The 25063-nt window shown below is 34.3% G+C and carries 22 protein-coding genes; 12 read left to right on the top strand and 10 right to left on the bottom strand.

The genetic code is table 11. The features are described 5' to 3' along the window. Nucleotides 1–143: 143 nt before the first annotated feature. From ACRBBL_RS10300 to ACRBBL_RS10285, 4 genes are all read right to left on the bottom strand, one after another. On the bottom strand, nucleotides 144–1460 hold the full coding sequence (locus ACRBBL_RS10300) for a TolC family protein (protein ID WP_431368960.1): 1317 nt from the start codon (nucleotides 1458–1460) through the stop codon (nucleotides 144–146). Further along, nucleotides 1450–4731: an efflux RND transporter permease subunit gene (locus ACRBBL_RS10295; protein WP_431368959.1), complete on the bottom strand. Its 3282-nt coding sequence runs from the start codon at nucleotides 4729–4731 to the stop codon at nucleotides 1450–1452. The genes ACRBBL_RS10300 and ACRBBL_RS10295 overlap by 11 nt, the downstream gene beginning before the upstream one ends. A gap of 3 nt (nucleotides 4732–4734) precedes the next feature. After that, a complete protein-coding gene (locus tag ACRBBL_RS10290) occupies nucleotides 4735–5883 on the bottom strand; it encodes an efflux RND transporter periplasmic adaptor subunit (protein ID WP_431368958.1) in 1149 nt (382 codons plus the stop codon). Nucleotides 5884–6411: 528 nt separating this feature from the next. Beyond that, nucleotides 6412–7008, bottom strand: coding sequence for a riboflavin synthase (locus tag ACRBBL_RS10285; RefSeq protein WP_431368957.1), 597 nt, complete (start codon nucleotides 7006–7008; stop codon nucleotides 6412–6414). A gap of 57 nt (nucleotides 7009–7065) precedes the next feature. Between ACRBBL_RS10285 and pdxA the strand changes: the two genes are divergently transcribed. The 7 genes from pdxA (at nucleotide 7066) to ACRBBL_RS10250 (ending at nucleotide 13387) form a co-directional block, all read left to right on the top strand. Next, complete coding sequence (gene pdxA, locus ACRBBL_RS10280; protein WP_431368956.1) at nucleotides 7066–8112, top strand: 4-hydroxythreonine-4-phosphate dehydrogenase PdxA; 1047 nt, start codon at nucleotides 7066–7068, stop codon at nucleotides 8110–8112. A gap of 74 nt (nucleotides 8113–8186) precedes the next feature. Then, the gene (locus tag ACRBBL_RS10275) at nucleotides 8187–8726 is read left to right on the top strand and encodes a YceD family protein (protein WP_431368955.1); all 540 of its coding nucleotides are present in this window, start codon (nucleotides 8187–8189) and stop codon (nucleotides 8724–8726) included. A gap of 8 nt (nucleotides 8727–8734) precedes the next feature. After that, nucleotides 8735–8935, top strand: a complete 201-nt coding sequence (rpmF, locus tag ACRBBL_RS10270) for a 50S ribosomal protein L32 (RefSeq protein ID WP_007095829.1) — start codon at nucleotides 8735–8737, stop codon at nucleotides 8933–8935. Nucleotides 8936–9112: 177 nt separating this feature from the next. Further along, complete coding sequence (locus ACRBBL_RS10265) at nucleotides 9113–10111, top strand: beta-ketoacyl-ACP synthase III (protein WP_431368954.1); 999 nt, start codon at nucleotides 9113–9115, stop codon at nucleotides 10109–10111. A gap of 20 nt (nucleotides 10112–10131) precedes the next feature. Beyond that, a complete protein-coding gene (accB, locus tag ACRBBL_RS10260; protein ID WP_431368953.1) occupies nucleotides 10132–10617 on the top strand; it encodes an acetyl-CoA carboxylase biotin carboxyl carrier protein in 486 nt (161 codons plus the stop codon). 88 nt (nucleotides 10618–10705) lie between these two features. After that, nucleotides 10706–12055, top strand: coding sequence for an acetyl-CoA carboxylase biotin carboxylase subunit (gene accC / locus ACRBBL_RS10255; protein WP_431368952.1), 1350 nt, complete (start codon nucleotides 10706–10708; stop codon nucleotides 12053–12055). A 267-nt stretch (nucleotides 12056–12322) separates the two neighbouring features. Beyond that, nucleotides 12323–13387: a hypothetical protein gene (locus ACRBBL_RS10250; RefSeq protein WP_431368951.1), complete on the top strand. Its 1065-nt coding sequence runs from the start codon at nucleotides 12323–12325 to the stop codon at nucleotides 13385–13387. Nucleotides 13388–13497: 110 nt separating this feature from the next. Here ACRBBL_RS10250 and ACRBBL_RS10245 read toward each other — a convergent pair whose 3' ends face one another. The 3 genes from ACRBBL_RS10245 to ACRBBL_RS10235 form a co-directional block, all read right to left on the bottom strand. Continuing rightward, nucleotides 13498–14055, bottom strand: coding sequence for a YbhB/YbcL family Raf kinase inhibitor-like protein (locus ACRBBL_RS10245; RefSeq protein ID WP_431368950.1), 558 nt, complete (start codon nucleotides 14053–14055; stop codon nucleotides 13498–13500). An 88-nt stretch (nucleotides 14056–14143) separates the two neighbouring features. After that, nucleotides 14144–14986 (bottom strand): helix-turn-helix transcriptional regulator, encoded by an 843-nt coding sequence (locus tag ACRBBL_RS10240; RefSeq protein WP_431368949.1) that lies wholly within the window; start codon nucleotides 14984–14986, stop codon nucleotides 14144–14146. After that, nucleotides 14983–15300 (bottom strand): hypothetical protein, encoded by a 318-nt coding sequence (locus tag ACRBBL_RS10235; RefSeq protein ID WP_431368948.1) that lies wholly within the window; start codon nucleotides 15298–15300, stop codon nucleotides 14983–14985. The genes ACRBBL_RS10240 and ACRBBL_RS10235 overlap by 4 nt, the downstream gene beginning before the upstream one ends. A gap of 242 nt (nucleotides 15301–15542) precedes the next feature. Here ACRBBL_RS10235 and ACRBBL_RS10230 point away from each other — a divergent pair, with 242 nt between their 5' ends. The 4 genes from ACRBBL_RS10230 to ACRBBL_RS10215 all read left to right on the top strand — a co-directional run bounded on the left by ACRBBL_RS10230 (nucleotide 15543) and on the right by ACRBBL_RS10215 (nucleotide 19320). Beyond that, nucleotides 15543–16655 carry an NAD(P)/FAD-dependent oxidoreductase gene (locus ACRBBL_RS10230; RefSeq protein WP_431368947.1) on the top strand — a complete coding sequence of 371 codons (1113 nt, stop codon included), beginning with the start codon at nucleotides 15543–15545 and terminating at the stop codon, nucleotides 16653–16655. Beyond that, the gene (locus ACRBBL_RS10225; RefSeq protein WP_431368946.1) at nucleotides 16652–17101 is read left to right on the top strand and encodes a 3-oxoacyl-ACP synthase; all 450 of its coding nucleotides are present in this window, start codon (nucleotides 16652–16654) and stop codon (nucleotides 17099–17101) included. Before ACRBBL_RS10230 ends, ACRBBL_RS10225 begins: the two co-directional genes overlap by 4 nt. Nucleotides 17102–17289: 188 nt before the next feature. Beyond that, entirely contained in the window at nucleotides 17290–18519 is a 1230-nt protein-coding gene (locus ACRBBL_RS10220; protein WP_431368945.1) for a hypothetical protein, read from the top strand. 279 nt (nucleotides 18520–18798) lie between these two features. Continuing rightward, on the top strand, nucleotides 18799–19320 hold the full coding sequence (locus ACRBBL_RS10215; protein ID WP_431368944.1) for a 3'-5' exoribonuclease domain-containing protein: 522 nt from the start codon (nucleotides 18799–18801) through the stop codon (nucleotides 19318–19320). A gap of 289 nt (nucleotides 19321–19609) precedes the next feature. Here ACRBBL_RS10215 and ACRBBL_RS10210 read toward each other — a convergent pair whose 3' ends face one another. The 3 genes from ACRBBL_RS10210 to ACRBBL_RS10200 all read right to left on the bottom strand — a co-directional run bounded on the left by ACRBBL_RS10210 (nucleotide 19610) and on the right by ACRBBL_RS10200 (nucleotide 22808). After that, the gene (locus tag ACRBBL_RS10210) at nucleotides 19610–20818 is read right to left on the bottom strand and encodes a glycosyltransferase (protein ID WP_431368943.1); all 1209 of its coding nucleotides are present in this window, start codon (nucleotides 20816–20818) and stop codon (nucleotides 19610–19612) included. Between the two features lie 391 nt (nucleotides 20819–21209). Then, nucleotides 21210–22463 carry a sugar isomerase gene (locus ACRBBL_RS10205; protein WP_431368942.1) on the bottom strand — a complete coding sequence of 418 codons (1254 nt, stop codon included), beginning with the start codon at nucleotides 22461–22463 and terminating at the stop codon, nucleotides 21210–21212. Between the two features lie 66 nt (nucleotides 22464–22529). Beyond that, complete coding sequence (locus tag ACRBBL_RS10200) at nucleotides 22530–22808, bottom strand: hypothetical protein (RefSeq protein WP_431368941.1); 279 nt, start codon at nucleotides 22806–22808, stop codon at nucleotides 22530–22532. Nucleotides 22809–22950: 142 nt separating this feature from the next. Between ACRBBL_RS10200 and ACRBBL_RS10195 the strand changes: the two genes are divergently transcribed. Next, nucleotides 22951–25020 carry a tetratricopeptide repeat protein gene (locus ACRBBL_RS10195; protein ID WP_431368940.1) on the top strand — a complete coding sequence of 690 codons (2070 nt, stop codon included), beginning with the start codon at nucleotides 22951–22953 and terminating at the stop codon, nucleotides 25018–25020. The last annotated feature ends 43 nt before the right edge of the window (nucleotides 25021–25063 follow it).

Raw genomic sequence — 25063 nt, 5'->3', positions numbered from 1 at the left:
TGTTATTCCAATGATCAGGGTTTTATATAGTTTTTAATTATATAGTGTTGATATTTAAGCTTTTAGTTGAAAATGTTAAATTGAACACAGTTTAAAAAAGAATAAGGACGTTCTAACTAGCAAAGCAGTCTAATACCTGAGAATCAAAACTTCACATTCAACAAATCTCCACTCAATTGCAATATCACCAATTCAGCTAGTTTTGCATTGTATTTTGCTTGGTTTCTACTCAGTTCAGCATTTAATAAGTTCAATTGTGCTTGTCGAAATTCAATAGAATTCACTTGTCCTATTTTGAACTTCTCTTTGGTACGACTAAAGTTATTTTGCGCCGTTTTAATGTTTTCTTCCTGCAATTCGTAGATCAATACTTTATTCTTATAATCGTCCCAAGCATTGTTGAAGTTTCGTTCCAAATCGATTAAAATCTGTTCTTTTTGCAATTGCTGATTTTCCAAAGCAATTTTCGCGTTTTTTACACGCGTTAACGTACTTCCACCATCAAACAGATTCCATGTTAAATTGATACCGCCAGAAAGTCCCGTATTAGTAGAAACGGTTACAAATGATGCCGCATTATTATTATTTTTGTTCCAGCCATAACTTCCTGTTAGTCCTACGGTTGGTAAATATTGCGATCGATTCGATTTTACATCCAAAGTACTAATGTCAATATTTTTATCTGCTCGCAATAATGAAACATTGTTTGCCTGCGTTTTTGTCCATAAATCTTCTTTATCAAGCTGAAACAAAAACGAAATATCCGTATTAACGTTAAAATCTTGCGTAAGCTTATTACCTAAAATTACATTTAAATCGCGCTTGGCATTGATGAGCTGTTGTTCTGTATTTACAATGCTGATACTATCATTATTAATATCAACTTCAGCATTCAATACATCTAATTTTGTGTTTTGACCATATTCAAATTGATATTCTGAACGCGTTAAACGCTCTTTCGAAATTTCAAAAGTTTCCTTAATGGTTTGTGTATTTTCAGAAAGTTGCGCCACCGAATAATACACAGAAAATAGTTGAAGCAGTGTATTTTCAATCGTTTCACGTGCTTCCAACTCAGATAATTGATATTGTTCTTTGAGTCGTTTATAGTTGTACAATCTGCCCAAACCATCAAATAATGTATAGTTGAGGTTTACAGATGCATTGTAACGCGAACTTTCGGCACCATTTAAAATCGTTGTATTTCCGTTAGAAAATTCGGCTTCAGTATTGTCTAAATTATAGGTTGCGCCTGCACTTCCTGTCACAGTTGGCAAATAACCAGAGTTAAAAATACTCGTATTATTTTCGGCTACTTTTACCGTATTATTGGCAATTTTAATTCCATAATTATGTTCCAATGTTAGTTGAATGGCATCATCTGGTGTAAGCATTTCTTGCGCATTCATATACATTCCGAAGAAAACTAAAATGATGATGCTATAAATTTTATTCTGCATTTGCTTCGTTTTGTTGGTTAAGGACATATACAGTTTCTGCTGCTAATTCTTTTTTTTGTTTTTCATCTAAAAGATGATCTTCGTGACGTTTTTCTCGTACCACACGTTCCACTTCTTCTTTGGTAATTTTTCTATTGTAATACAACCATTTTCCTTGTTGCTTCACATAATTACCAAACGATAAGAAAATTGGCAAAACAATTAATGTCAATATTGTTGCAAAACCAATTCCGTATGCAATAGAAATTGCCATTGGTTTTAAAAACTGTGCTTGCCTACTTTTTTCAAGAATTAATGGCGCTAAACCAGCTACGGTAGTAATAGAGGTTAGGAAAATTGCTCTAAATCGTGTGCGTCCTGCTTCGTACAAAGCATCATTAAACGATAAGCCTTCACGTAAATTGTTATTGAATTTTCCAATCAAGACGAGTCCGTCATTTACCATAATTCCAATCAAGGCAATAATTCCAAGCATGGAAAGGATATTTACAGGGAAATCATGAAACCAATGTCCCCAAGCTACGGCTGGTAAACTAAGTGGGATTAATAAGAGTAATAATAATGGCTGACTATAACTTCTAAACGTAAATGCAATGACAATGTAAATTAAGATCAATACAGTAAGACCTACAGGTCCTAACGAATCCATTAATTTGTTACGTTCTCTATTTTGTCCTTCGTAGGATGGTGTTACGGTTGGATAACGAGATAAAATTTCTGGCATGATTTCGTTTTTAATCTCAGCCATCACATCTGTTGCGCTTGTTTTTTTGGTGTCTTTAATATCTGCGGAAACTTGAATTTCTCTACGACCTTCTAAGTGATTTATGGCAACTTCTCCACGTTCAATGCTGTAACTCGCTATTTCTTTTAAAGGAACACGTTGTCCACTTGGCGTGATGATACGCATGTCGTCCAAATTATTGATAGAAGAACGATTTTGTTTTTCATAACGAACCCAAACGCGAATTTCATCTTGCCCGCGTTGAAAACGTTGTGCCTGCGCTCCAAAAAATGCCGAACGAACTTGTGTCATCACTGTTCTAAGATTTAAACCTAATGCATACGCACTTTCGTTCAATTTTAAACGTATTTCTTTTATTCCTGCCGGATCCGTATCAGTGACATCTTTTAACGCGACATTATTTTTAAGTACTTCTTTGAGTTCTGTTTTTACAGCTTTGAGTTCGGCAATATTATTCCCCAATAAAGAAACTGAAACTGGAAGTCCTCCAAAATTTCCACCGCTTCCATATACTAAGCTTTCAATACCAATTACAGGTCCAACAGCATCTTTAATTCGGTTTGAAACCAAATCGGATGTAATTTCGTTTGGACGTTCTTCTCCAGGTAATAAGTTCACTCGTAAAGTAGCTGTTGAAGAACCGGGTCCAATTCTTTTAATTATATTTTCTACTAAATATTTTTCGGAATTTTCACCAATGTACTCATCATTAATTGCTTTGGTAACTTCTTTCGCTTTACTTTCTATATAGGTAATAATGCTGTCCGTTACTTTTTCATTGGTTCCATTTGGCATATTGAGCGTAATGGTAATTCGGTCACTGGCAATTCTTGGGAAAAATGCACCTCTAATAATTCCGCCTTGAAAACTTGCTTGTGTCAAGATTAAGAAGACAATAAAAAAGGAGAAGGTTAAGAATTTATGCTTTAAGGAAAAACGCAATGCTGGACTGTATACTTTATCGCGCAGCCAACTCATAATATAATCGCCAAACGTATTAATGTAACGTAGTTTTGAAAACAGTCTTGGCAATAAGCCTTTTGGTTCTTTGCTTTGAGCGCGCAATGCTTTGGAATGTGCCAAATGCGCAGGTAAAATAATCAAGGCTTCTACTAATGATACAATTAATGTTAGCATTACAACAATAGAAACTTCACCAAAAAAGTCACCAATTCTACCATCTAAAAATAAGAAGATGCAAAAGGCTAATATTGTAGTAACAATGGCAGAAATAATGGCAGGTAATACTTCCATGACACCATCAATAGCTGCTTCTTCTGGCGATTTTCCTTTTTCGTATTGTTGATAGATATTTTCTGCGATAACAATTCCATCATCCACCAAAATACCAATTACAATAATCATCCCGAAAAGGGACAATACATTAATTGTAATATTGAAATATCCCGCAAACATAAACATTCCTAAGAATGCTACCGGCAACCCAAACGCTACCCAAAATGCCAAACGTGTGTTGAGGAATAATGATAAAAATATGAGAACGAGAATCATTCCTATGACCGCATTTTCTGTTAACAATGCTGTACGTTGTACTAAAGTTGTCGATAAATCGCGAACAACATCTAATTTTACATTGTCATATTTTTGATTGAACGTTGAAATATATTCTTTCGTTTTTTCTGCGGAAGAAATTAAATCTTCCGTATTGGTACTCGTGATGCTAATATCGATAGAAAGATTGCCATCAAAATAGTTAGCATTTGGCGTTTCTGAAAACTGATCGCGTACTTGAGCCACATCTTTTAAGCGAATTATTCGTCCAGATGCATCTGATTTTACAACCAAATTAGACAATTCATCTGCGTAATAGGAACGTGCGTTGGCGCGAATTAAATATTCTTCGGCGTTTGTTTTTATGGTTCCACCAGTAGTAATTAAACTCGCTTGATTGATAGCGTTTGATACTTCTGAAAACGATAAATTGTATGCGAGCAAACTCGCTTCGTTAATCGCAATTTCAATTTCTTCATCAGGATATCCAGTAATATTAATTTGTGAAATACCATCTATACCACGCAAATCATTTTCTACTTGACGTCCAATTTGTTTTAAAGTCGCTAACGGAATTCCGTCGCCACTAACTGCAAAAGAAATGGTTTCACGCACGGCTTCTCGTTTGGCAACCACCAACGGTTCCATGCCTGTGGGAAACGAAGGCACACGATCTACCGCATTTTTTATTTCCAATAGCATAAAATCAATGTCTCTTCCTTTTTCAATTTCAACATTAATTACTCCGCTATTTTCATTGGAAGTAGAAGTTACACGGTCTACACCACTTAATCCTTTTAAATTATCTTCAATTTTGAGTACAATTCCTTCTTCAATTTCTTGTGGAGATGCACCTGGATATGTAATGTTAATGGTTACATTTTTGGAATCGACCAGAGGGAAAAAAGAAGAATTTAGAGTGTAAGCGCCATAAAATCCGAACACAACAAATAAAGCAATAACAATGTTTACTGCAACGCTGTGTTTTATAAAGTAAGCAATTATTTTTCTCATGACTTACTCTGCTTTTTTGGTTGCAACTGTATCTTTTGACTTTTGAGGTGTCAATGGTTTTACCAACATACCTGCATAAGCACCAGGAACTGATTTTGATAAAATAACTGTTCCATTAGGAATATTTTTTAAAACGGCTTTTGTGTCGGAGAAATATACAGGAGTAACATCCATCACATCCAACACACTATCTCTTACAATAAATACTTGATCATTAGCTAATACCAAACCTCTGTCTACCTCAATTGCATTTTTTTCGTCTTTGGCATTCAAGTTGGCTTCTAAATACATGCCTTCTTTTAGTTTTTCGTCCTTAACTTCTATATAGGCTGTAATGGTTTGTGTAGTAGCATCGATGCTTCCGTTGACACGGGAAATAGTACCTGAAAATGTTTCTGTTCCATTAAGATTATTTAAGGCTACTTTTTCACCAACTTTTAGCAGACTTGCATATTGTTTGCTTAATGCGACTTCCATTTCGTATGCTGAATCATCGATAAACGAACCTAGTTTTTGCCCATTTCGAATTAGTGAACCTTCGGTAACTAAGGCTTCTGTTAAAATTCCTGAGAATGGTGCACTAATCGTATATTTTGATAAACGTTGTTCTAAGTTTTTAACGTTATAATAATTAGTTACAATACTGCGTCCTGTAATAAAGTACTTTTCTTTTTCGGTAGTCATTTCAGGTAAAGTAGGCGTGGTTTTGTTCAAATCAAAACTACTTAGGTATTTTTGCCATTTCGGATAAATATCTGGAAAATCCAATCGCAAATCGGGCATAATAGCAGCAATTGAATTGTACAAATTACTTTTTGACGATTGTACACTTGCATAATATTCGGCAGCATCTACACGAATTAGCGTTTCTCCGCGACGGTATTTTTGTCCAGGTTTGAATAATTTTCTATTGGTTTTAAAAATACCTTGTACTTCTGCATACAATTCAACACGCCTTTTGGCAACCAAACTTCCGTTTGCAGGAATAATAATAGGAATTGTACTATTTTGAACTGTATCTGTATATATTGTTTTGACAATTTTTTTAGGGATAGGTTTCTTTTTGTTTTTATCAGTGGCTATAATTTTTCCAAAATATAAAGCACCAGCAATAAGTAACGCTCCAAGAATCGAAAGTATAATATTTCGCATTTGGTGAGATCATTTAGATGGTTAAGTTGCAAATTTATCCATAACTTTACTTTCTAACTCTTAAAAAAAACTTAATAAAATTTAGAATCTATTAGAATCTTAATCAATAAGATAGACAATAACCGTAGAATTCTTCTTGAAAATATATGTTGTAAATCTATTTTTTATTGTAATTTAGAATCAAACAAGAGTAGTTTATTTAAAGGAGTAGCACAAAAAAACCTAGTAAAAATCTGCGTTCGACGCTTTTTTTTGTCGTTTCATAGATATTTTTACAATGATATAACCTAAAATATTTTGTCAAACCCTATAATTTTATACTTTTACACCGTTATGGCAAAATTAAACCCAAAGTCCCTGTTGTGTTTTGTTATATTGGCAGTAGCCTTTTTAACAACAGCACACGCCCAAATTGAACCTCCGCCACCTGGACCACCTCCTCCACCGGGATTCCCGATCGATGCTGGTCTTGTAGGTGTGCTAGCCGCTGGATTATTGTATGGTATACGGAAAAAAGTAAAAAAGTAATTACTTCGATAGCCCCTGAAGTCTTGCAACATACTTACCGATAACATCAAATTCCAAATTTACAATTGAGCCAACTTTCATATATTGAAAGACTGTATGGCTATATGTGTATGGGATAATAGCAACCGAAAACATATTCTTTTCTGAGTTTACAACTGTCAAGCTTGTTCCATTTACGGTAACAGAACCTTTTTCAATCGTAATATTATTTAGCGTCTCATCATATTCGAAGGTATAATACCAACTTCCGTTGCTTTCTTTCACGGCAGTACACGTTGCAATTTGATCTACATGACCTTGTACAATATGTCCATCTAAGCGATCGCCCAATTTCATAGCACGCTCTAAGTTGACACGATCATTTACTTGCCAAGTTCCTAAATTTGTTTTTTCTAACGTTTCCTGAATGGCAGTAACAATGTATGTGTTCTCATCGAGATTTCGATCAACAACAGTCAAGCAAACACCGTTGTGCGCTACACTCTGATCAATTTTTAATTCGTTGGTTAAACTGCTTTGAACCGTAATGTGGAGGTTTTCTTTTTCACGCTCCAAATGTGTAATCACACCTAATTCTTCAATAATCCCTGTAAACATCTATTAATTTAGTTAAATTTGCATGTAAAATTAAGAAATAAAAGTCTGATTACTTAAATGAAGAAAGAGGAAAAAATAAAAGTAGGAATTTCGGTTGGTGACTTAAATGGTATCGGAACAGAGGTAATTTTGAAGACCTTTAAGGATAATAGGATGTTAGAATTGTGCACACCAGTTATCTTTGGATCTACTAAAATTTTATCATTTCAAAAAAAGCATTTCAATGTGCATACGAGCTTTCATGGTGTTCCAAGTGCCGAAAAAGCACAAGACGGAAAAATAAATGTAGTAAACATTTCAAAAGATGCTGTGAATATTGAATACGGAAAATCATCGGAAGAAGTTGGAAAATTTGCTATAAAATCATTCACCGAAGCTACCAATGCACTAAAAGATGGAGCTATTGATGTACTAGTTACAGCACCTATTAATAAACATAATGTACAATCGGAAGATTTCAAATTTCCAGGGCATACAGATTATTTAGGACAAACCTTAGAAGGTGATAGCTTAATGTTAATGGTAAATGATACACTTCGTGTTGGATTGTTGACAGATCATGTAGCTGTAAAAGATGTTTCGGCAGCCATTACACCAGAACTCATTGAAAAGAAAGTTGACATTATATATAATACCTTAAAACAGGATTTTGGAATTTCTAAGCCAAAAATTGCCGTTTTAGGAATAAACCCGCATGTAGGAGATAATGGTGTTATTGGCGTAGAAGATGATGAGGTTTTAAAACCAACGTTAGAAAAAATAAAGAATAAAGGAAAGCTTGTGTTTGGACCGTATGCAGCCGATAGCTTTTTTGCATCTAGCAATTACAAAAACTTTGATGCTATATTGGCAGCGTATCACGATCAAGGACTTATTCCGTTTAAAACCTTATCATTTGGGCAAGGAGTAAACTTCACGGCAGGACTTAATAAAGTGCGTACATCGCCCGATCATGGAACTGCTTATGAAATTGCAGGAAAAAACAAAGCAGATCATAACTCTTTCAAAGAAGCAGTATTCACTGGAATACAGATTTTTAGAAACAGAAACTTATATAAAGAGATTGCTAAAAACCCCTTAAAAAAGCAGCCAAGTAAGATATAAACAAAAAAATGTTGACAACTTTACGTGGGTAAAGAAAAATTTATATCTTTGCACGCTCGAAACTGATGTTTAAGATGATGGTACTAAAGGACTTTACGATTCCTTTTATAGGATTAAAAGAAGGAAAACACCAGTTTGATTATCAAATTGATAATACGTTCTTTGAACTTTTTGAATATGATGAATTCAATGAAACTGCGATAAAAGCAACATTAGGATTTCACAAAAAAGCAACCATGCTTGAGCTAACGTTCAATGCCTCAGGTACGGTAAATGTAAATTGTGATGTAACTAATGAACCTTTTGAGCAACCAGTTGAAGGAAATTTAGACTTGATTGTAAAGTTTGGAAATGAGTATAACGACGAAAATGAAGAAATTTTAATCGTTCCTCATGGAGAATATGAAATCAATGTAGCACAATATATATATGAAATGATTGTGTTAGCAGTTCCTTCAAAAAGAATTCATCCTGGTATTGAAGATGGAACATTGGAATCTGAAATACTTGAAAAGTTAGAAGAATTACAACCTGGTACAGAGAAAAAAGAAACTGAAGAGGAAATAGATCCTCGTTGGAATACATTAAAAAAACTATTAACGGATAATAAATAACATAGAAAATGGCACATCCTAAGAGAAAAATCTCGAAAACAAGAAGAGATAAGAGAAGAACACATTACAAAGCATCAGTTCCTCAAATCGCTACGTGCCCAACTACTGGTGAAGCACACTTATATCACAGAGCTCACTGGCACGAAGGAAAATTATATTACAGAGGAAAAGTATTGATTGACAATACAACAGAAGAAAACTTAGCATAACACATAGATGTTTAGTCATAAAAGCTCTCACTTTCGTGAGAGTTTTTTATTTGCTCGTTTTTTTTTGTTAAAAATGTAAAAACGACATATTTTGCCGAGATTATCACAGAATTTTAGTAATTTCGTTTAATTTTGAATGAATTTTTGTTAAAAATCAACAAAAACCAACGCTAAGGTATGACCAAAATTACAGCAGCAATAACAGCTGTAGGAGCGTATGTTCCTGATTATGTATTAACCAACAAGATACTTGAAACAATGGTTGATACTAACGATGAGTGGATCACCACTCGAACAGGTATTAAAGAACGCAGAATTCTTAAAGAAGAAGGAGCGGGAACTTCATTTTTGGCAATTAAAGCTGCCCAAGATCTTATTGCAAAGAGAAACTTAGATCCAAAGGAAATAGATATGGTAATTGTAGCAACAGCTACACCCGATATGCCTGTTGCCTCTACCGCAGTATATACTGCTAGTAAAATAGGCGCAACAAACGCATTTGCATACGATTTGCATGCGGCATGTTCTAGTTTTCTATATGGAATGTCTACCGCAGCAAGTTATATACAGTCTGGACGCTATAAGAAAGTATTGCTAATTGGAGCCGATAAAATGTCTTCAATTATCGATTACAAAGATCGTGCAACTTGTATTATCTTTGGAGATGGAGCAGGAGCTATTCTTTTTGAACCAAATGAAGAAGGATTAGGGTTGCAAGACGAACACTTAAGAAGTGACGGTATTGGACGCGAATACCTAAAAATTGATGCAGGTGGTTCTATATTACCAGCTTCTGAAGAAACAGTAAAAAACAATCAACATACCGTATTTCAAGACGGAAAAACCGTATTCAAATTCGCAGTATCTAACATGGCAGATGTGAGTGCCAAAATAATGGAAGATAACAACCTGTCGAATGAAGATGTACAATGGTTGGTGCCTCACCAAGCCAACAAACGTATCATTGATGCCACTGCAAGGCGTATGGGCGTAGATGAAAGCAAAGTTATGATGAACATTCAACGTTACGGAAATACAACTTCTGGAACGTTACCCCTGTGTTTACATGATTATGAAAAACAACTCAAAAAAGGAGATAACCTTATTTTTGCTGCCTTTGGTGGTGGATTTACATGGGGCGCTATTTACCTTAAATGGGCATATAATTCTAACTAGAAACGACTAAAACCTATCTCATGGATTTAAAAGAAATTCAAAACTTAATTAAATTCGTAGCCAAATCTGGGGCAAGTGAAGTTAAACTTGAAATGGAAGATGTAAAAATCACCATTAAGACTGGAGAAACTAAAGGCGAAATGACAACTGTAGTGCAGCAAATTCCAATGGCTGGAATTCCACAACAAGCAGCACCAGTTCCTGTAGCACAACCAGCGGCACCAGCTGCTAGTGATGCGCCGGCTGCTTCAAATGACGATTCAAAATATGTTACTATAAAATCACCAATTATTGGAACATTCTATAGAAAACCATCTCCAGACAAACCTTCTTTTGTTGAGGTTGGAGATTCTATCTCTGAAGGAAGTGTACTATGTGTGATCGAAGCTATGAAACTTTTCAATGAAATTGAATCAGAGATTTCAGGAAAAATAGTGAAAGTCTTAGTAGATGACTCTTCACCTGTAGAGTTTGATCAACCATTATTCTTGGTAGATCCATCCTAAGAAATTTTAAATACACCTTATAAGTACACCAAATTTGTGCTACTCAAAAAGGTATAGATTTTAATTTCAAAATTTAAAATTTCAAAAGATGTTCAAAAAAATATTAGTTGCAAATAGAGGTGAAATAGCGCTAAGAGTTATTAGAACCTGCAAAGAAATGGGTATCAAAACGGTTGCTGTATATTCTAAAGCAGACGTAGATAGCCTACATGTACGATTTGCTGATGAAGCAGTTTGTATTGGACCAGCACCAAGTAGCGAATCGTATTTAAAAATGTCAAACATTATTGCTGCTGCAGAAATTACAAATGCAGATGCAATTCACCCAGGATATGGTTTCTTATCTGAAAACGCCAAATTCTCAAAAATATGTGAAGAACACGATATCAAATTCATTGGAGCTTCTCCTGAAATGATTGATAGAATGGGAGACAAAGCCTCTGCAAAATCTACAATGAAAGCTGCAGGAGTTCCTTGTGTCCCAGGAAGTGAAGGTATTATTGCCGACTTTGCTGAATGTGAAAAAATCGCAGTAGAAACAGGATATCCTGTAATGCTTAAAGCAACTGCTGGTGGTGGAGGAAAAGGAATGCGCGCTGTTTGGAAACCAGAAGATTTAAAAGATGCTTGGGATTCTGCTCGACAAGAATCAAAAGCTGCTTTTGGAAATGATGACATGTACATGGAAAAATTGATTGAAGAACCAAGACACATCGAAATTCAGGTGGTTGGAGATTCTTCAGGAAAAGCATGTCACTTGTCAGAACGTGATTGTTCTGTACAACGTCGTCACCAAAAATTAACAGAAGAAGTACCTTCTCCATTCATGACAGACGAATTGCGTACACGTATGGGAGAAGCTGCTGTAAAAGCTGCCGAATTCATTAAGTATGAAGGAGCTGGAACCGTAGAATTCTTAGTGGATAAGCATAGAAACTTCTACTTTATGGAAATGAACACTCGTATCCAAGTAGAACACCCAATCACTGAACAAGTAATTGATTTCGATTTAATTCGCGAGCAAATCTTGGTTGCAGCTGGTGTGCCAATTTCTGGAAAAAACTATACGCCAAACCTACACTCTATTGAATGTAGAATTAACGCTGAAGATCCATATAACAACTTTAGACCTTCTCCAGGAAGAATTACTACATTACACGCACCAGGAGGACACGGAGTTCGTTTAGATACACATGTATATGCTGGATATGCAATTCCGCCAAACTACGATTCTATGATTGCAAAGTTAATTACAACAGCGCAAACACGTGAAGAAGCCATCAACAAGATGAAACGTGCTTTAGATGAGTTCGTAATTGAAGGAATTAAAACGACGATTCCTTTCCACAGACAATTAATGGATCATCCTGATTATGTTGCTGGAAATTATACAACAAAATTCATGGAAGATTTCGAAATGCAAGAAGAAGCAGAGTAAATTTCAACCAAATTAAATATAGCAAAAAGCTCCTTAAATTTTTAAGGAGCTTTTTTTATTTTTTTAAAAATCTGATTTCATTTATCTCATTATCTGCGTATTACATTAGGAAGAGTACGTTTTATTTTCGTTGATAATAGGCTACAACACTTGAAATAGTTCGGTATTTATAAATACCGACTAGCACCTTTAGTATTTAGGAATGTAAAAAATTACATTTATCCACAGATAATAAAAAGTAACCTATAAACCTTAATACCTATAAAAATGAAATTAAAATTATTGTTAGTAATGATGCTTACATCGTTTGTATTTACAAATGTACACGCACAGAAAATCAACACAAAAAAATACAATAAGCTGATTAAAAAGGAAAAGTATACAGAAGCTCTAGATTATATAAAAGACAGAGATTTTCCAACGAGTAACTATTGGCTTTCAGCTTGGGCAACTCAGTTTACAACCCTTGCATTAGATAAAAATTTTACTGATGATATGTACAATACTATCGTAACATTGGCTAATAATAGCTATGCCGATATAGACTATCCAGATAGAGCTATTAGTAGTGTAGGGTATATTTATTTGTCAAAACCATTTCATTTTATCTGGTTAAGAGATTTTGAAAAAGCCGAAACCGCTTTTAATGATGCAATAGCAAGATTAGAAAAATTCAAAACTGAGAAAAATATCAATCCAAAATACATCAATAAAATCAAAGGGCAAATGGCATATAGTTTTTATTCAGAACTTGAATTCCATAAACTATATAAAAAGTTGAGTACAATAGATGTAAACAGTTTGCCGTATTCAGAACAAGAATTGTATCAACTAAAAGAACACATACAAGCGATAGGTAAAAACTATAATAAACCTAAAAAACCACACCAGTATTCTAGCAGCAGTACTAGCCATAGTATAGATGTAGCAAATAAAGAACTAGCGACTATTCCTCTTGTAAATTATAAAATAATTCAAAAATTGGAAACGTTCTTTTTCAATATGACTAGTGAAAACAAAAACAAATATTTTCCAGATATAAATGTACACTTTCTTTTTGGGGATGACTTTTTAACGAAAGAAGAAGTTGCCGAAAACACTGAGAAAAGGAAACAGAAGCTAATTAAGAAATACGGCAAAAAATTTGGTCAGTCAATCTTTGAAGGTAAAATAATCATTGGAATGACCCAAAAAATGCTAGAAGATGAATTCAATGCACCAAGAGCAAAAGATTCATTTTCAGAATATAACGAATACTGGACTTGGTCAAATTTAATGGTTGCTATTAATAAAAAAACTAAAAAAGTAACGAGTATTACCAAGCTGAGATAATTTGTCACTTAAAAGCGCAGTCGAGAAGCTAAAGAACTTTTTATTTTCTTTTGAATCTCGACTGCGCTCGATTTGACATTAAAATTACGGTAGTTCATAGTATGTTTAGCCTACTTTTTCTCTCGTTGATAATACGCAACAATACTCGCTTTAGCCAGCGTATTATTCCACAAATAATAACCGACAACAGCTGCGTTTGTATCTTTTGTCAATCCTAACGAATCTGTCTTTAAAGCGTATACCGTAATAATATATTGGTGCAATCCGTGACCTTCTGGCGGACATGGACCACCATAACCTTCACTTCCATAATCTGTGATACTTTGAATGCTTCCTTTTGGAGAAAGATTCAGAGAAACGTTTCCTGCATTGGTGACCAATTCATTGACATTCGCTGGAATATCAAACACAAGCCAATGCCACCATCCGCTACCTGTTGGCGCATCAGGATCGTACATAGTAATGGCAAAACTTTTAGTGCCTTCTGGCGCATTTGCCCATGATAACTGAGGCGATTCGTTATTTCCAGTACAACCGAAACCACCAAATTCTTGTGCTTTTGTAGCTTGTCCGCCTAAATCTTTACTCGTTAGTGTAAATGTTTTTTGTCCAAATGCTGTTGTTGCAATCAATAAGAACAACAGTAAAAATGCGTTTGTATTTTTCATAATTCTTTGTTTATTAATTATGATACAAATGTATGGCGACAGGCAATTTTAAGAAAAAGCCATTGGTTCAAAAAGTAGTGCTAAAAGCTCAATCTTGCAATTGATACTGTTTTGGAGTCACACCAAATTTTGTTTTAAATGCGTGTACAAAGTTGGATAAATTCTCATAACCAATCACTTCAAAAATGTCGGAAGGTCGTTTGGCTTTGTTCTTTAAAAGGAAAGCAGCATGCTCCAATCGTTGATTTTGAAACCATTTAATGGGCGATTGCATAAAGTGTTTTTCAAACTCTCGTTTAAATGTAGAAACACTCATATTTGCTAAGAAAGCCAGCTCTTTTAAAGTTAACTTATTCAGTTTATTACTTTCCACAACATTGATAAAATGACTTGTTTGATCGTCTTTTGATGCAATTAAAAACAGTAAAAAATCAGCACCTTTGATAGCGACTAAATACACTAAAATTTCCTCTAGTTTCACCTGTAAAAGCTGTTGTTGTACATTCAGTGGAAGCTGATATATATCTTCTAAACTTTTTACAAACGATCTTATAAAATCGTCATAATCACACGCTTTTGCAGCTGTTGTCGCAGGAACATGTTTATTAGTAATTTGATGCTTCTCAATAAATTGAAACAATACTTCATCCGAAAAAAACAATAACACACTTCTATAAAAATTACGGGTTTCAGACAAATTCTCTGTCATCAAACAATGACCAGATTTCATAATTAAGAACGCATCATTTTCAATAGAAATTGGTTCGCGACTTGTGGAAATGGTTTTAAAACCTTCTTGCAGAAAGCTAAAGGCGTTTTTGGTAAGATTGATCTTATTATTAAAATTTGACGTTGTCGATTCATAATTAAACAACTGAATCGGATGTTTTGTTTCGGCAGTTAAATAATCGGGCAACGTAAAAATGTTCATAAGGTTTCCATTTTCAATTTAGCACTTAACAACTGATAAAGTTCTTGTTGTCTTCTGCTTATCAATACTATTTTTTTTATTCTTCCTGATTTCTCAAATTCAATACAAATTTTTTTCCCTTCAATTTCGACGGATTTTAATGAGTCGATAGGTATTAAATGTAACAAATCAAACTGTGCTACCATCCATGACATAAAAGTATTTGTTGTAAGCCATAACTGATTTTTTGTAACTCTAATTCGCAATATATTTCTTGCTCCTTCCGTTTTCCTTTTAAAAGATGTTGTAGCATATCCAGATGCCCAATTTTCCATATATTCAAATTCTACTTTTTTTACTTTCGGAAACTTTTTTAAGGTATTCTTGCCATTAAATAAAAATATTGAAATAAGACAAACTGCAAGTATGATCCAAATCAGTAAAAATATATGTTCAGGTAGCATAATTTATAAGAGTAGGTATTTAATTTATATAAATTCTGATTCTTTTTCTTAAACAATTACAACAAATGTATTCGTTTAGTTATATTGAAACGCTAAAAATATTGAAAATATATATGAATCTAAGCTATTGGGAATATACATCGTGGTTAACAAATGTCGATTTCACTATTGTGGGAAGCGGTATTGTGGGACTTAATTGTGCATTGCAACTCCGAAAGCAATATCCTAACGCAAAAATCGTCATATTAGAAAAAGGAATTCTACCGCAAGGCGCCAGCACAAAAAATGCGGGATTTGCCTGTTTTGGAAGCCTTTCGGAGATTTTAGATGATCTCAATACACATTCGGAAGAAGAAGTATTAAACCTTGTAAAAAGACGTTGTAATGGTTTGCAATTGCTTCGTGAAACTTTGGGCGATGCAACAATCGATTATCAAGCTTTGGGCGGATATGAATTGTTTACGGAAAACGATACGGAATTGTATGAAACGTGTTTGACGAAAAAGAATGAAATCAATCAGTTGTTATTTCCTGTTTTTGATGGAAATGTCTTTAGTGAAGTGTCTAATAAATTTCAGTTTGAACGTATTCAAAATCACTATATTTTCAATCAGTTTGAAGGACAAATTGATACAGGTAAAATGATGTTTTCCTTATTGGAAAAAGTAACTTCAAACAACATTCAGATTTTAAATTCTGTTACGGTTGATGGTTTCACGGAAAGCGGAAATGCAGTACATGTACACACCAATCATTTTGACTTTCGCACGAAAAAACTACTGATTGCTACCAACGGTTTTGCATCGCAGTTATTGGAGGAAAAAGTAAAGCCTGCACGCGCACAAGTGTTGATTACCAAACCAATTCCGAACTTACATATAAAAGGAACTTTCCATTTAGACAAAGGCTATTATTACTTTAGAAACATCAATGATCGTATTCTATTTGGCGGTGGACGAAATCTCGATTTTAAAGGAGAAGAAACGACCGAATTTGCACAAACCGAGATCATTCAGCAAACGCTTTCAGCAATTTTAAAAACGACTATTCTGCCCAAAACACCTGTTGAAATTGAACATCGCTGGAGCGGAATTATGGGCGTTGGATCGCAGAAAAAAGCAATTGTAAAACCAGTATCAAATCATGTATATTGCGGCGTTCGCTTAGGCGGAATGGGCGTTGCCATAGGAAGTTTGGTAGGAAAAGAATTAGCAGAATTGGTATGAGTGTAAAGGAAGCATTATATAATTCATGTTTGGAAATTGTCAATAAACGACAGGCGACAATTCAAGATACATTTGCGGGAATTCAAGAAGCCATGTTGTCGGAAACCAAAAGTTCGGCAGGAGACAAGCATGAAACTGGTCGCGCAATGTTGCAACTGGAACGTGAAAAGTTGGGAAATCAACTATTGGAAGTTCAAAAAGTAAAAGAAATTCTATTTAAAGTAGATCAAAAATCAACGGTTTCACAAGGTTGTTTGGGAAGTGTTGTCTATACTTCGCAAGCCAATTATTTTATCTCAGTAAGTGTTGGCGAAATTACTGCAAACAACGAAAAGTTCTACGCCATTGCTACCAATACACCAATTGGAAAATTATTGCTGGGTAAAAAAGTGGGCGATCATATAAGCTTTAGAAATCAATCGTTTGTGATTGAGAAGATTGTTTAGACTTGCGTTGCTCTTAGACATGCTTCGCTTTTAGATCGTTAGACTTTTGGATTTTTTTGAAACGTCATTACGAGGAAACATGACGAAGTAATCACTTTCTTGAATAACTCTCAAAACATTTTAAACTAAACAATTAGTTAAAACTAAATATTTAGTTATATTTGAATACAATCAAAAAAAAGACTAAAATGTATTCAAAAATTGGTGTAAAATTACTTTTCATAACTGTGTTATTGGTGAATTTTTGGAGTTGTTCGGAAGCACCAAAAACAATTGAAAAAATAGAATTCTCTACAGATTATAAATTCAATTCTCAAATTCAAGAACAAATAGAAAAAGATACTGTAGCGTGGAAATATCAAATTTCAGCAGCCAATTATGCCGCAAAAGGAGATTATAAAAATGCGTTATTACAATGGGATTTGGCAATGGGCGGACGCGAACAAAACTATACAACTTCAGAAATTGACTCGCTAAAAGCACTATATAAAACTGTAAATGCAAAAGATTTTATTGTTTCGGAAGCAGCGAAAAATCAACTCGTAATTATCAACGAAGCACATCACAATTCTGCGCATAGAATGTTTACAAAATCTCTGCTAAAAGAGTTATATGATCTTGGATATCGATATGTAGCGTTGGAAGCTTTAGGGAATGGAAAATATTTAGATCCAGAATTAAATACAAGAAAATATCCTGCCCAAGAAACAGGAAATTACATCAAAGACCCGCAATTTGGAGCATTGGTGCGAACAGCTTTAGCACTAGGTTTTACAGTACTTCCGTATGAAGAAACAACCAATGTAAATGGTAAACAGCGCGAAATATCGCAAGCAAAAAACATTCAAAAAATTCTTGAAAAGGACTCAAAAGCAAAGATTTTAATTCATTGCGGATTTGATCATGTATTGGAAGGAAAACATCGTTCTTGGGAAAAAGCGATGGCAGAAAGACTCAAAGAATACACAGGAATTGATCCGCTGACAATTCATCAAGTGAAGTATAGTGAAAGAGGAAATTCCAAGAACAATCATCCAATGTTGAAAGCTTTTGACATTAAAACGTCTGCTGTTTTGCTTGATAAAAATGATACACCTTTTAAATATACGCGTAGAGAAGCTTGGTCAGATATTGCCGTTTTCCATCCAAACACAACATATATTGATAATAGACCAAATTGGCTTTTTACAAATGAAAATCAACAAGTTAATATTGATCTAGAACCTATTAAAATTGATTTTCCTATAATGATTTTAGCATACAAAAAAGGAGAAAATATCAAAACTGCTGTTCCTGTTGATATTGCGGAAGCTGCCACAAAAGATTCTGTTTGTGTAATAGGTTTGCAAAAAGGAAATTATGAAATTGTAGTAACCAATGGAAAGGAATCTGTGAAGTTTGATGAGGTTGTGAAGTAGTTTCTTTGATTCAAGCTAGCGTGAGTTTCCAAACTAAAACTATGATTCGTCATTACGAGTGATAGCGAAGTAATCTGCGTATAGTAGGACGATGCAGTTGTTTTAAGAAACAGATTGCCACGTCGTAAACTCCTCGCAAGGACGTTTCAAAATTGTGCCGATAAACAAGCTAAAAACAATTTAAAATTCAACATCTAACAATTTAGAATAATATTGAGAAAAGTCTAACAGCGATAGCGATCTAAAATACTTATCTTACCACCTCAAAAACAAAGAAACATGAGTTATATAATGGTTGATATAGAATCGGACGGACCAATTCCTAGCGATTATTCTATGATCTGTTTTGGAGCCGTTTTGGTAGATCCTGCACTTGATAGAACATTCTATGGAAAACTAAAGCCAATTTCGGATCAATTCAATCCAGAAGCATTGGCAATATCTGGATTTTCTCGTGAAGAAACCTTGGAGTTTGACGAACCAAAAACTGTAATGACCGATTTTAAAACGTGGATTCAAGAAAACTCAAAAGGAAGACCCGTTTTTATCAGTGATAATAATGGTTTCGATTGGATGTTTATTTGTTGGTATTTTCATCATTTCATAGGTGAAAATCCGTTTGGATATTCTTCCAGAAGACTTTCCGATTTGTACTGCGGACTAGAAAAAGACACCTTTGCCAAGTGGAAACACTTACGCAAAACCGTTCATACACACAATCCTGTAGACGATGCCATGGGAAATGCTGAGGTATTGCTAATGATGAAAAAAGAAATGGATTTAAAGATTAGTTTGAAGTAGGTTTTTGTTAGAACCAGGATTTTAAGATTGAAGATGTTTTCTAAATAAATTTAGTGGTAAAAAAGTATTAGACAAGAGTAAGAAATAATTTAAAATTCAACATTTAGAACTTAACATTGTAAAAGTCCCCAAACGCTAGCGCGAGTTTTCCAACTCGTGCCGACAAACAAGCTGAGGAATAGTATTGAGTATTTAGAAAAATCTAATAGTGTAGCGGTCTAAGAGATTTCCGTCTACGCGGGAACAAGTCTAAGAGCAAAGCAATCTAACAGCGCAGCATGTCTAACAATCAAGAACGCAGCGATTCCAAGACACCTTCACTTTTCTCAGCCATAATCGTTTCAAACTGTTCCAAATACATATCCGTAATTCGTTTCATAGGAAATGCAGTAGCTGCTTTGTAATTCGTTTTTCCAAGCGAAATTCGATACGCATCATTCGTTACAATTGCTTCAATAGCATTTGCCAAGCTATCTACATTTGCAGGTTCAAAAAATTCGCCTCTATAGCCTTCATCTTTTACAAGTAAAGCTAAATCACCCAAATCTGGCATGACAACTGCTTTTCCATAACTTCCAGCTTGGTGTAAAACTCCCGAGCTTCCCGTGGTAGCTGTATACGGAAATACCACAACGGCACTTTCATTAAATAATGGTGCTACATCAGCTTCTTCTACATAGCCTGTAAATGTTAACTGAGAAACATGTTTGTATTGTTCTTGTGCGTTTGCCAAATAGCCTGGTACATTCGGATTGTCGGTTCCTGCAATGACGATTTCTAAATCTAAACCAGAAGTCTTGCGAACTTTTTCTACAGCTTCAATCATAGTTTCCACTTTCTTGTAGGTTCCAAACTTTCCAAAAGCCATAACTTTTAATGGTCCATCTGGTAAATCATACGTTGGTTTTTCTGCAATTTCAAACGTTCCGTGTGGAATCATGGTTATATTATCTGCTACATATTTTTGCTCTAAAACATTCACATATTTTTGCATGGTTACAGCAACTGTATCTGCTTTGAGTAATAATTTTGTCAAGCTTGTTCCGATGAAATTATATGCTTTTTGTAATAATTTATTTGATGTAAATCCTGCACTTTTTAAATCAACTTCTTCTAAAATATTGTGTAACAAAACAATGTTTGGAATATTCTTCATTGAGCAAATCCACGGAAGCATCAAGCCTAAAGCGGCAGCTACTTTTTTGTCTCCAAACTTCATGAATTGCAAGTTGAATAAAACGGCATCGGGTTTTGTTTGGTTGATTGCTTTCGTAACTGAAAAGATATTTTTATAACTATTAAACTTCCAGCATTCTTTTACGGTAACTTTACAACCAGCTTCCGAAAAATTCAAATCTTTTGCTTCTGGAGTTTCATCTGTCAACAAAATAATTTCCGTAATATTTTCCTTCTGGCGAAAGCTCTTTACTAAGTGATATGCGTATTCGTTTAAGGTTACTTTGCTTGGCGGATATGCGGTTACGATTGCTAACTTCATGACATCTAGTTTTTTAATTATAGTACAAATGTGCACTTTCAACCTCTGAAAAATGGACGACTTGTGCTGAAATGCAAGTATGTTTCGGTGAAAGGAAAGGTGGTTTAGATATCTTTTTTAATGATTCAAGAATATAGAGTCAAGATCCAAGATGTTTTCTGATGTCATTCCTGCGTAGGCAGGAATCTATGGTGTTTCAAAGTAGATTCCGCAATAAATGCGGAATGACAAAAACTACTAGATTTGACGATTGTGAAAAATAATAAAAGAGATAATATTCGATATTTGTTTAGTACAAATTAAAATCACATAACAGTGAGAAAAAATCTAAAAGCGAAGCGGTCTAAGAGATTTCCGCCTACGCGGGAACAAGTCTAACATTGTTAGCGCTCTAAGAGCGAAGCGATCTAAATCGATTCTCAAAGAAGAAAAAAGACAATTGTACTACTAGTAACAAAACCATCGCAATGATTTGAATATGTACAACTTGTGTTAAACTTTCGTGAAAGAAAACAACCAATACAACTTGAAGCATTCCGAAGATTCCAGAAAGTACTACAGGAATGTATTTGTCTAATGATAAATAGTAATATGCGAAGATATTGGAGATAGCGAAAATTCCTGTCGCCAATGCATACTTCCATAATAATGGCGTAATTGAAAGGTATTCTTCACCAAATAAGATGTGTATAATTTGTTCTGGAAAAAATGCACAACCCAAAATAATTGTAGTGGCAATTCCACCAATATAGGTTACATATTTTAGTAAAATAGGAACTGTTGATTTTCCTTCTTTTTTCAGTTTTACAACGGTTGGTAATAACAACATCACAAACATCCAAGCGACGAAATATACAACACGACCTATCAAAGCCAACGAAGCATATAAACCTGCGTCGTACGATTCAAAGTAATGTTTTACTAATAAAATATCACTGTTGTTAATAATGATTTGAGTCAGTTCATAAAAAGCGGTGATGATAAAAAAGTTACGCACCAATTTGCTTTGTTTCCTGTTGAGTACGTTTACACTTTTTAAAGAAATGTTTTTGAATTTAAAAGGAATCAATCCACATAAAAAAGAAGCAATAATTCCTAACGAAACTAACAAAGCAGCATCGATTTGAAGAAAATATAAAAGTGCTAATGTAATTCCCAATCGGCTGATCATTTCTGCTTGATACGTGATAGAAAGTGATATCAATTGCTGTGTTCCTTGAAAAATTCCTCTGTTGACACTCATGATGAAATAAAGTGGAATTCCCAATCCGAAAACGACAAACATACTTGATGATGAGGTTTTAAAAAAGACTTGCAATTCTGTCGAAAACAACACAATTAAAAAACCTAAAAATGTTCCAGTAATCACAGATTTCTTGTACATATTGGACGCAAAAGTTTTGAAAACTGCAGCTTCAAACAATACCGAAAATTTAGCTGTAACTAATTGAAACGTCATCGCAACAAACGATAATACCAATAAAAAAGTAACCAATACGGCAGCATCTGCAAATTTTTCAGGCCCTAAAAACCGACCTAATAGTAAATTATAGACATAATTTCCACCATTCACCAATATGCCACTTATCATAAAGATATGTGCTGTAGTAAGGTTACTTTTTAATTTTTTTGCGATTGCGATCATGTTATTATTTTAAAAAAAGGTAATTAGAAGGTATCTCACTTCTCATTTCTATATACTCAATACTAACTATGCTACTTGCGAGCAGTTAAAATCTTGATATACATCTTTGCAACCATTTCCGATTACCGAAAACATTTTGTGACTTCTCAGCGCGATTGCTGTTAGCGTTTTAATTCCTTCCAAACCATCGTGATCAATTTCAGATATGCCATCAATATTTATAACTACATTTTGGTATTGTTCAATAATGTATTCGAAGTGAATGATAAATGATCTCGTTGTTGTTGAGTTTAACTTTCCATTTAATAAAAAAGTCCCGTTTTGTTGTGTGATTTGTAAAGCCATTTTCTTAGGTTTTTGCGATTAATATTGATACAAATATCTTCGAAATGCTATGAAAATAGGCATGTTGTCGGTGAGATTCAATTTACTTGCGATGAATGATCGGTAGCTTATGCTTACCTTACAATTGTCTAAAATCAAGATCATGAACACAAAATATACAGTATTATTTTCGTTCCTATTAATAGGTGTTTTTTGCTTCTCTCAGAACATGAAAGAAGGCTTTTCGTATTTGGAAACTGGAAAGTATCAAAAAGCAGAAACCTTCTTTAAAACAGTTTTAAAGGAATATCCAACAAATAAAACCGCACGTTTGTGTTATGGTCGCGCAGTTGGATTGAATGGCAATGCTGCGGAAGCGAAAACAATTTTTACCGATTTAGTAAAAGACTATCCAAACGATTTTGAGGTGAAGTTGAATTACGGCGAATCCTTATTATGGAACCAAGAGTTCAATCTCGCGAAAGCGTATTACCAAAAATTAATAACGGAAGATGCTAAGAGTTTTCCAGCCTTATTAGGTTTTGCAAATACCTTATCGAACTTAAAGGAATATGACCAAGCGTTAACGTATGTCAATAAAGCATTGGAAATTTCTCCTGGAAATCCGAACGCGATGACGTCAAAAAAGTATATCTATTTAGGACATGCTTACACAAAGCAGCAAGCGCAGCAATATGCTGAAGCAGAAAACGTATTAAAAGAATGTCTGTCGCTTTTTGCGAATGATACAAATGCCTTGTTGAATTTGGCGAATTTGTATTTGATTATGGACGAGTTAGATAAAGCAAAAGCAACTTATGATACACTGCTTAACAGTTCAAAAAATGTTTCCAATAAAATAATTGTGTTAAATGGTTGGGCTTTGATTGAACATTTAAAAGGAAAGGAAAAACTAGCATTGAAAACAAGTCAATTAGCATATGATAGTTTGAACGAAAATATAGCTGCTACTATTACTCAACAAACCACAGAAAGATACATTCAGGCATTAATTTGGAATAAAAAGTATAAAAAAGCTACTAATTTGATTGATGAATTAATTTCAGCACAACCAAACGAAAACTGGATTTTAGCCTTACGCGCAACTTTAAATGTGTATAAAAGTAACTTTAAAAAGAGTTTGGCAGATTACAATCAGATTTTAGTAAACGATTCTACTTCGTTTGATGGAAACCTAGGAAAAGCCAATGCGCTAAAAGCTTTAGGTCGTTATGATGAAGCAATCGCTGCTGCAGAAAAGACACTGACATTTTATAACAATCAGAAAGATGCCACCAACTTTATTAAAGAGTTAGACACGAAGTTTACGCCTTTTTATGATGGAAAAGCGGCGTATACTTTTGATAATGGTGATAACGAAGCCTTTTCGGTGCAAAATGCGGTTGAATTTCCGTTTTCGACACGTTTGAAACTACTCGGAAATTATACATACCGAACTACAAATAATACGGTTACGAATAACAAAGCAACTTCGCATGCAATTTCGACTGGTTTGGAATATCAATTGCTGCCAAATATGACGTTTAAAGGAACCTTTGGACTTACATCAGCAAATGCAGAAACCAACGATTATACACAGTTGTTGGCAGACTTGTCATTGAATATAAAACCATTCAAATTACAAACCTTAGATATTGGATACAAGCGTGAAATACAGAGTTTCAATGCTGACTTATTAGATCGTGAGATTGTGCAAAACAACTTCTACGCAAATTATAATGTAAGTACCAATTTCAATCTCGGTTGGTTTACGCAATACTATTATACTTCTCAGAATGATAACAATTCTAGGCATTTATTATTCACTTCGTTATACTATAACATTTTGAGCAAACCATCGTTAAAAGTCGGAGTGAATTATCAGTATATTACGTTTGAAAATCAAGTTCCTACAATTTACTTCAGTCCAAAGAAATTCAACGCTGGTGAAGTTTTCCTAAACTTAATTAAAGATGAAAACGTTACAAAACCAAGCGAATGGTTTTACGAACTCACGGCTGCCACAGGTTTGCAATATATTGAGGATCAAGATTCGCAAAGCACCTACCGTTTTCAAGGGAAATTGGGTTATAAATTCTCCGATCGTTGTTTGGTAAATATTTTTGGAACACGCAGTAATATTGCATCTGCCACTGCTGCCGGATTTACGTTTACTGAGGTTGGTGTTCGATTGAAGTGGTGGTTTGATGGGAAGAGTGTTGAGGTTAGGTAATAGGAATTTGTTTATAACAATAATATTAAGTCACTTAGTTTAA

Origin of the sequence: Kordia sp. (genome assembly GCF_050633145.1) — a bacterium.
GTDB lineage: Bacteria > Bacteroidota > Bacteroidia > Flavobacteriales > Flavobacteriaceae > Kordia.
Note: the sequence above shows the minus strand (reverse complement) of the source record. Positions and strands in the feature narration are given on the sequence as shown.

What these genes read in the sequence shown, in the direction of transcription:
- accB (WP_431368953.1), top strand. Translation starts at nt 10,132, where the DNA reads ATGGATTTAAAAGAAATTCAAAACTTAATTAAATTCGTAGCCAAATCT.
- ACRBBL_RS10225 (WP_431368946.1), top strand. Translation starts at nt 16,652, where the DNA reads ATGAGTGTAAAGGAAGCATTATATAATTCATGTTTGGAAATTGTCAAT.
- ACRBBL_RS10295 (WP_431368959.1), bottom strand. Translation starts at nt 4,731, where the DNA reads ATGAGAAAAATAATTGCTTACTTTATAAAACACAGCGTTGCAGTAAAC.
- ACRBBL_RS10200 (WP_431368941.1), bottom strand. Translation starts at nt 22,808, where the DNA reads ATGGCTTTACAAATCACACAACAAAACGGGACTTTTTTATTAAATGGA.
- pdxA (WP_431368956.1), top strand. Translation starts at nt 7,066, where the DNA reads ATGAAGAAAGAGGAAAAAATAAAAGTAGGAATTTCGGTTGGTGACTTA.
- ACRBBL_RS10195 (WP_431368940.1), top strand. Translation starts at nt 22,951, where the DNA reads ATGAACACAAAATATACAGTATTATTTTCGTTCCTATTAATAGGTGTT.
- ACRBBL_RS10265 (WP_431368954.1), top strand. Translation starts at nt 9,113, where the DNA reads ATGACCAAAATTACAGCAGCAATAACAGCTGTAGGAGCGTATGTTCCT.
- ACRBBL_RS10250 (WP_431368951.1), top strand. Translation starts at nt 12,323, where the DNA reads ATGAAATTAAAATTATTGTTAGTAATGATGCTTACATCGTTTGTATTT.
- ACRBBL_RS10275 (WP_431368955.1), top strand. Translation starts at nt 8,187, where the DNA reads ATGATGGTACTAAAGGACTTTACGATTCCTTTTATAGGATTAAAAGAA.
- rpmF (WP_007095829.1), top strand. Translation starts at nt 8,735, where the DNA reads ATGGCACATCCTAAGAGAAAAATCTCGAAAACAAGAAGAGATAAGAGA.
- accC (WP_431368952.1), top strand. Translation starts at nt 10,706, where the DNA reads ATGTTCAAAAAAATATTAGTTGCAAATAGAGGTGAAATAGCGCTAAGA.
- ACRBBL_RS10220 (WP_431368945.1), top strand. Translation starts at nt 17,290, where the DNA reads ATGTATTCAAAAATTGGTGTAAAATTACTTTTCATAACTGTGTTATTG.
- ACRBBL_RS10290 (WP_431368958.1), bottom strand. Translation starts at nt 5,883, where the DNA reads ATGCGAAATATTATACTTTCGATTCTTGGAGCGTTACTTATTGCTGGT.
- ACRBBL_RS10245 (WP_431368950.1), bottom strand. Translation starts at nt 14,055, where the DNA reads ATGAAAAATACAAACGCATTTTTACTGTTGTTCTTATTGATTGCAACA.
- ACRBBL_RS10240 (WP_431368949.1), bottom strand. Translation starts at nt 14,986, where the DNA reads ATGAACATTTTTACGTTGCCCGATTATTTAACTGCCGAAACAAAACAT.
- ACRBBL_RS10235 (WP_431368948.1), bottom strand. Translation starts at nt 15,300, where the DNA reads ATGGAAAATTGGGCATCTGGATATGCTACAACATCTTTTAAAAGGAAA.
- ACRBBL_RS10300 (WP_431368960.1), bottom strand. Translation starts at nt 1,460, where the DNA reads ATGCAGAATAAAATTTATAGCATCATCATTTTAGTTTTCTTCGGAATG.
- ACRBBL_RS10210 (WP_431368943.1), bottom strand. Translation starts at nt 20,818, where the DNA reads ATGAAGTTAGCAATCGTAACCGCATATCCGCCAAGCAAAGTAACCTTA.
- ACRBBL_RS10215 (WP_431368944.1), top strand. Translation starts at nt 18,799, where the DNA reads ATGAGTTATATAATGGTTGATATAGAATCGGACGGACCAATTCCTAGC.
- ACRBBL_RS10285 (WP_431368957.1), bottom strand. Translation starts at nt 7,008, where the DNA reads ATGTTTACAGGGATTATTGAAGAATTAGGTGTGATTACACATTTGGAG.
- ACRBBL_RS10205 (WP_431368942.1), bottom strand. Translation starts at nt 22,463, where the DNA reads ATGATCGCAATCGCAAAAAAATTAAAAAGTAACCTTACTACAGCACAT.
- ACRBBL_RS10230 (WP_431368947.1), top strand. Translation starts at nt 15,543, where the DNA reads ATGAATCTAAGCTATTGGGAATATACATCGTGGTTAACAAATGTCGAT.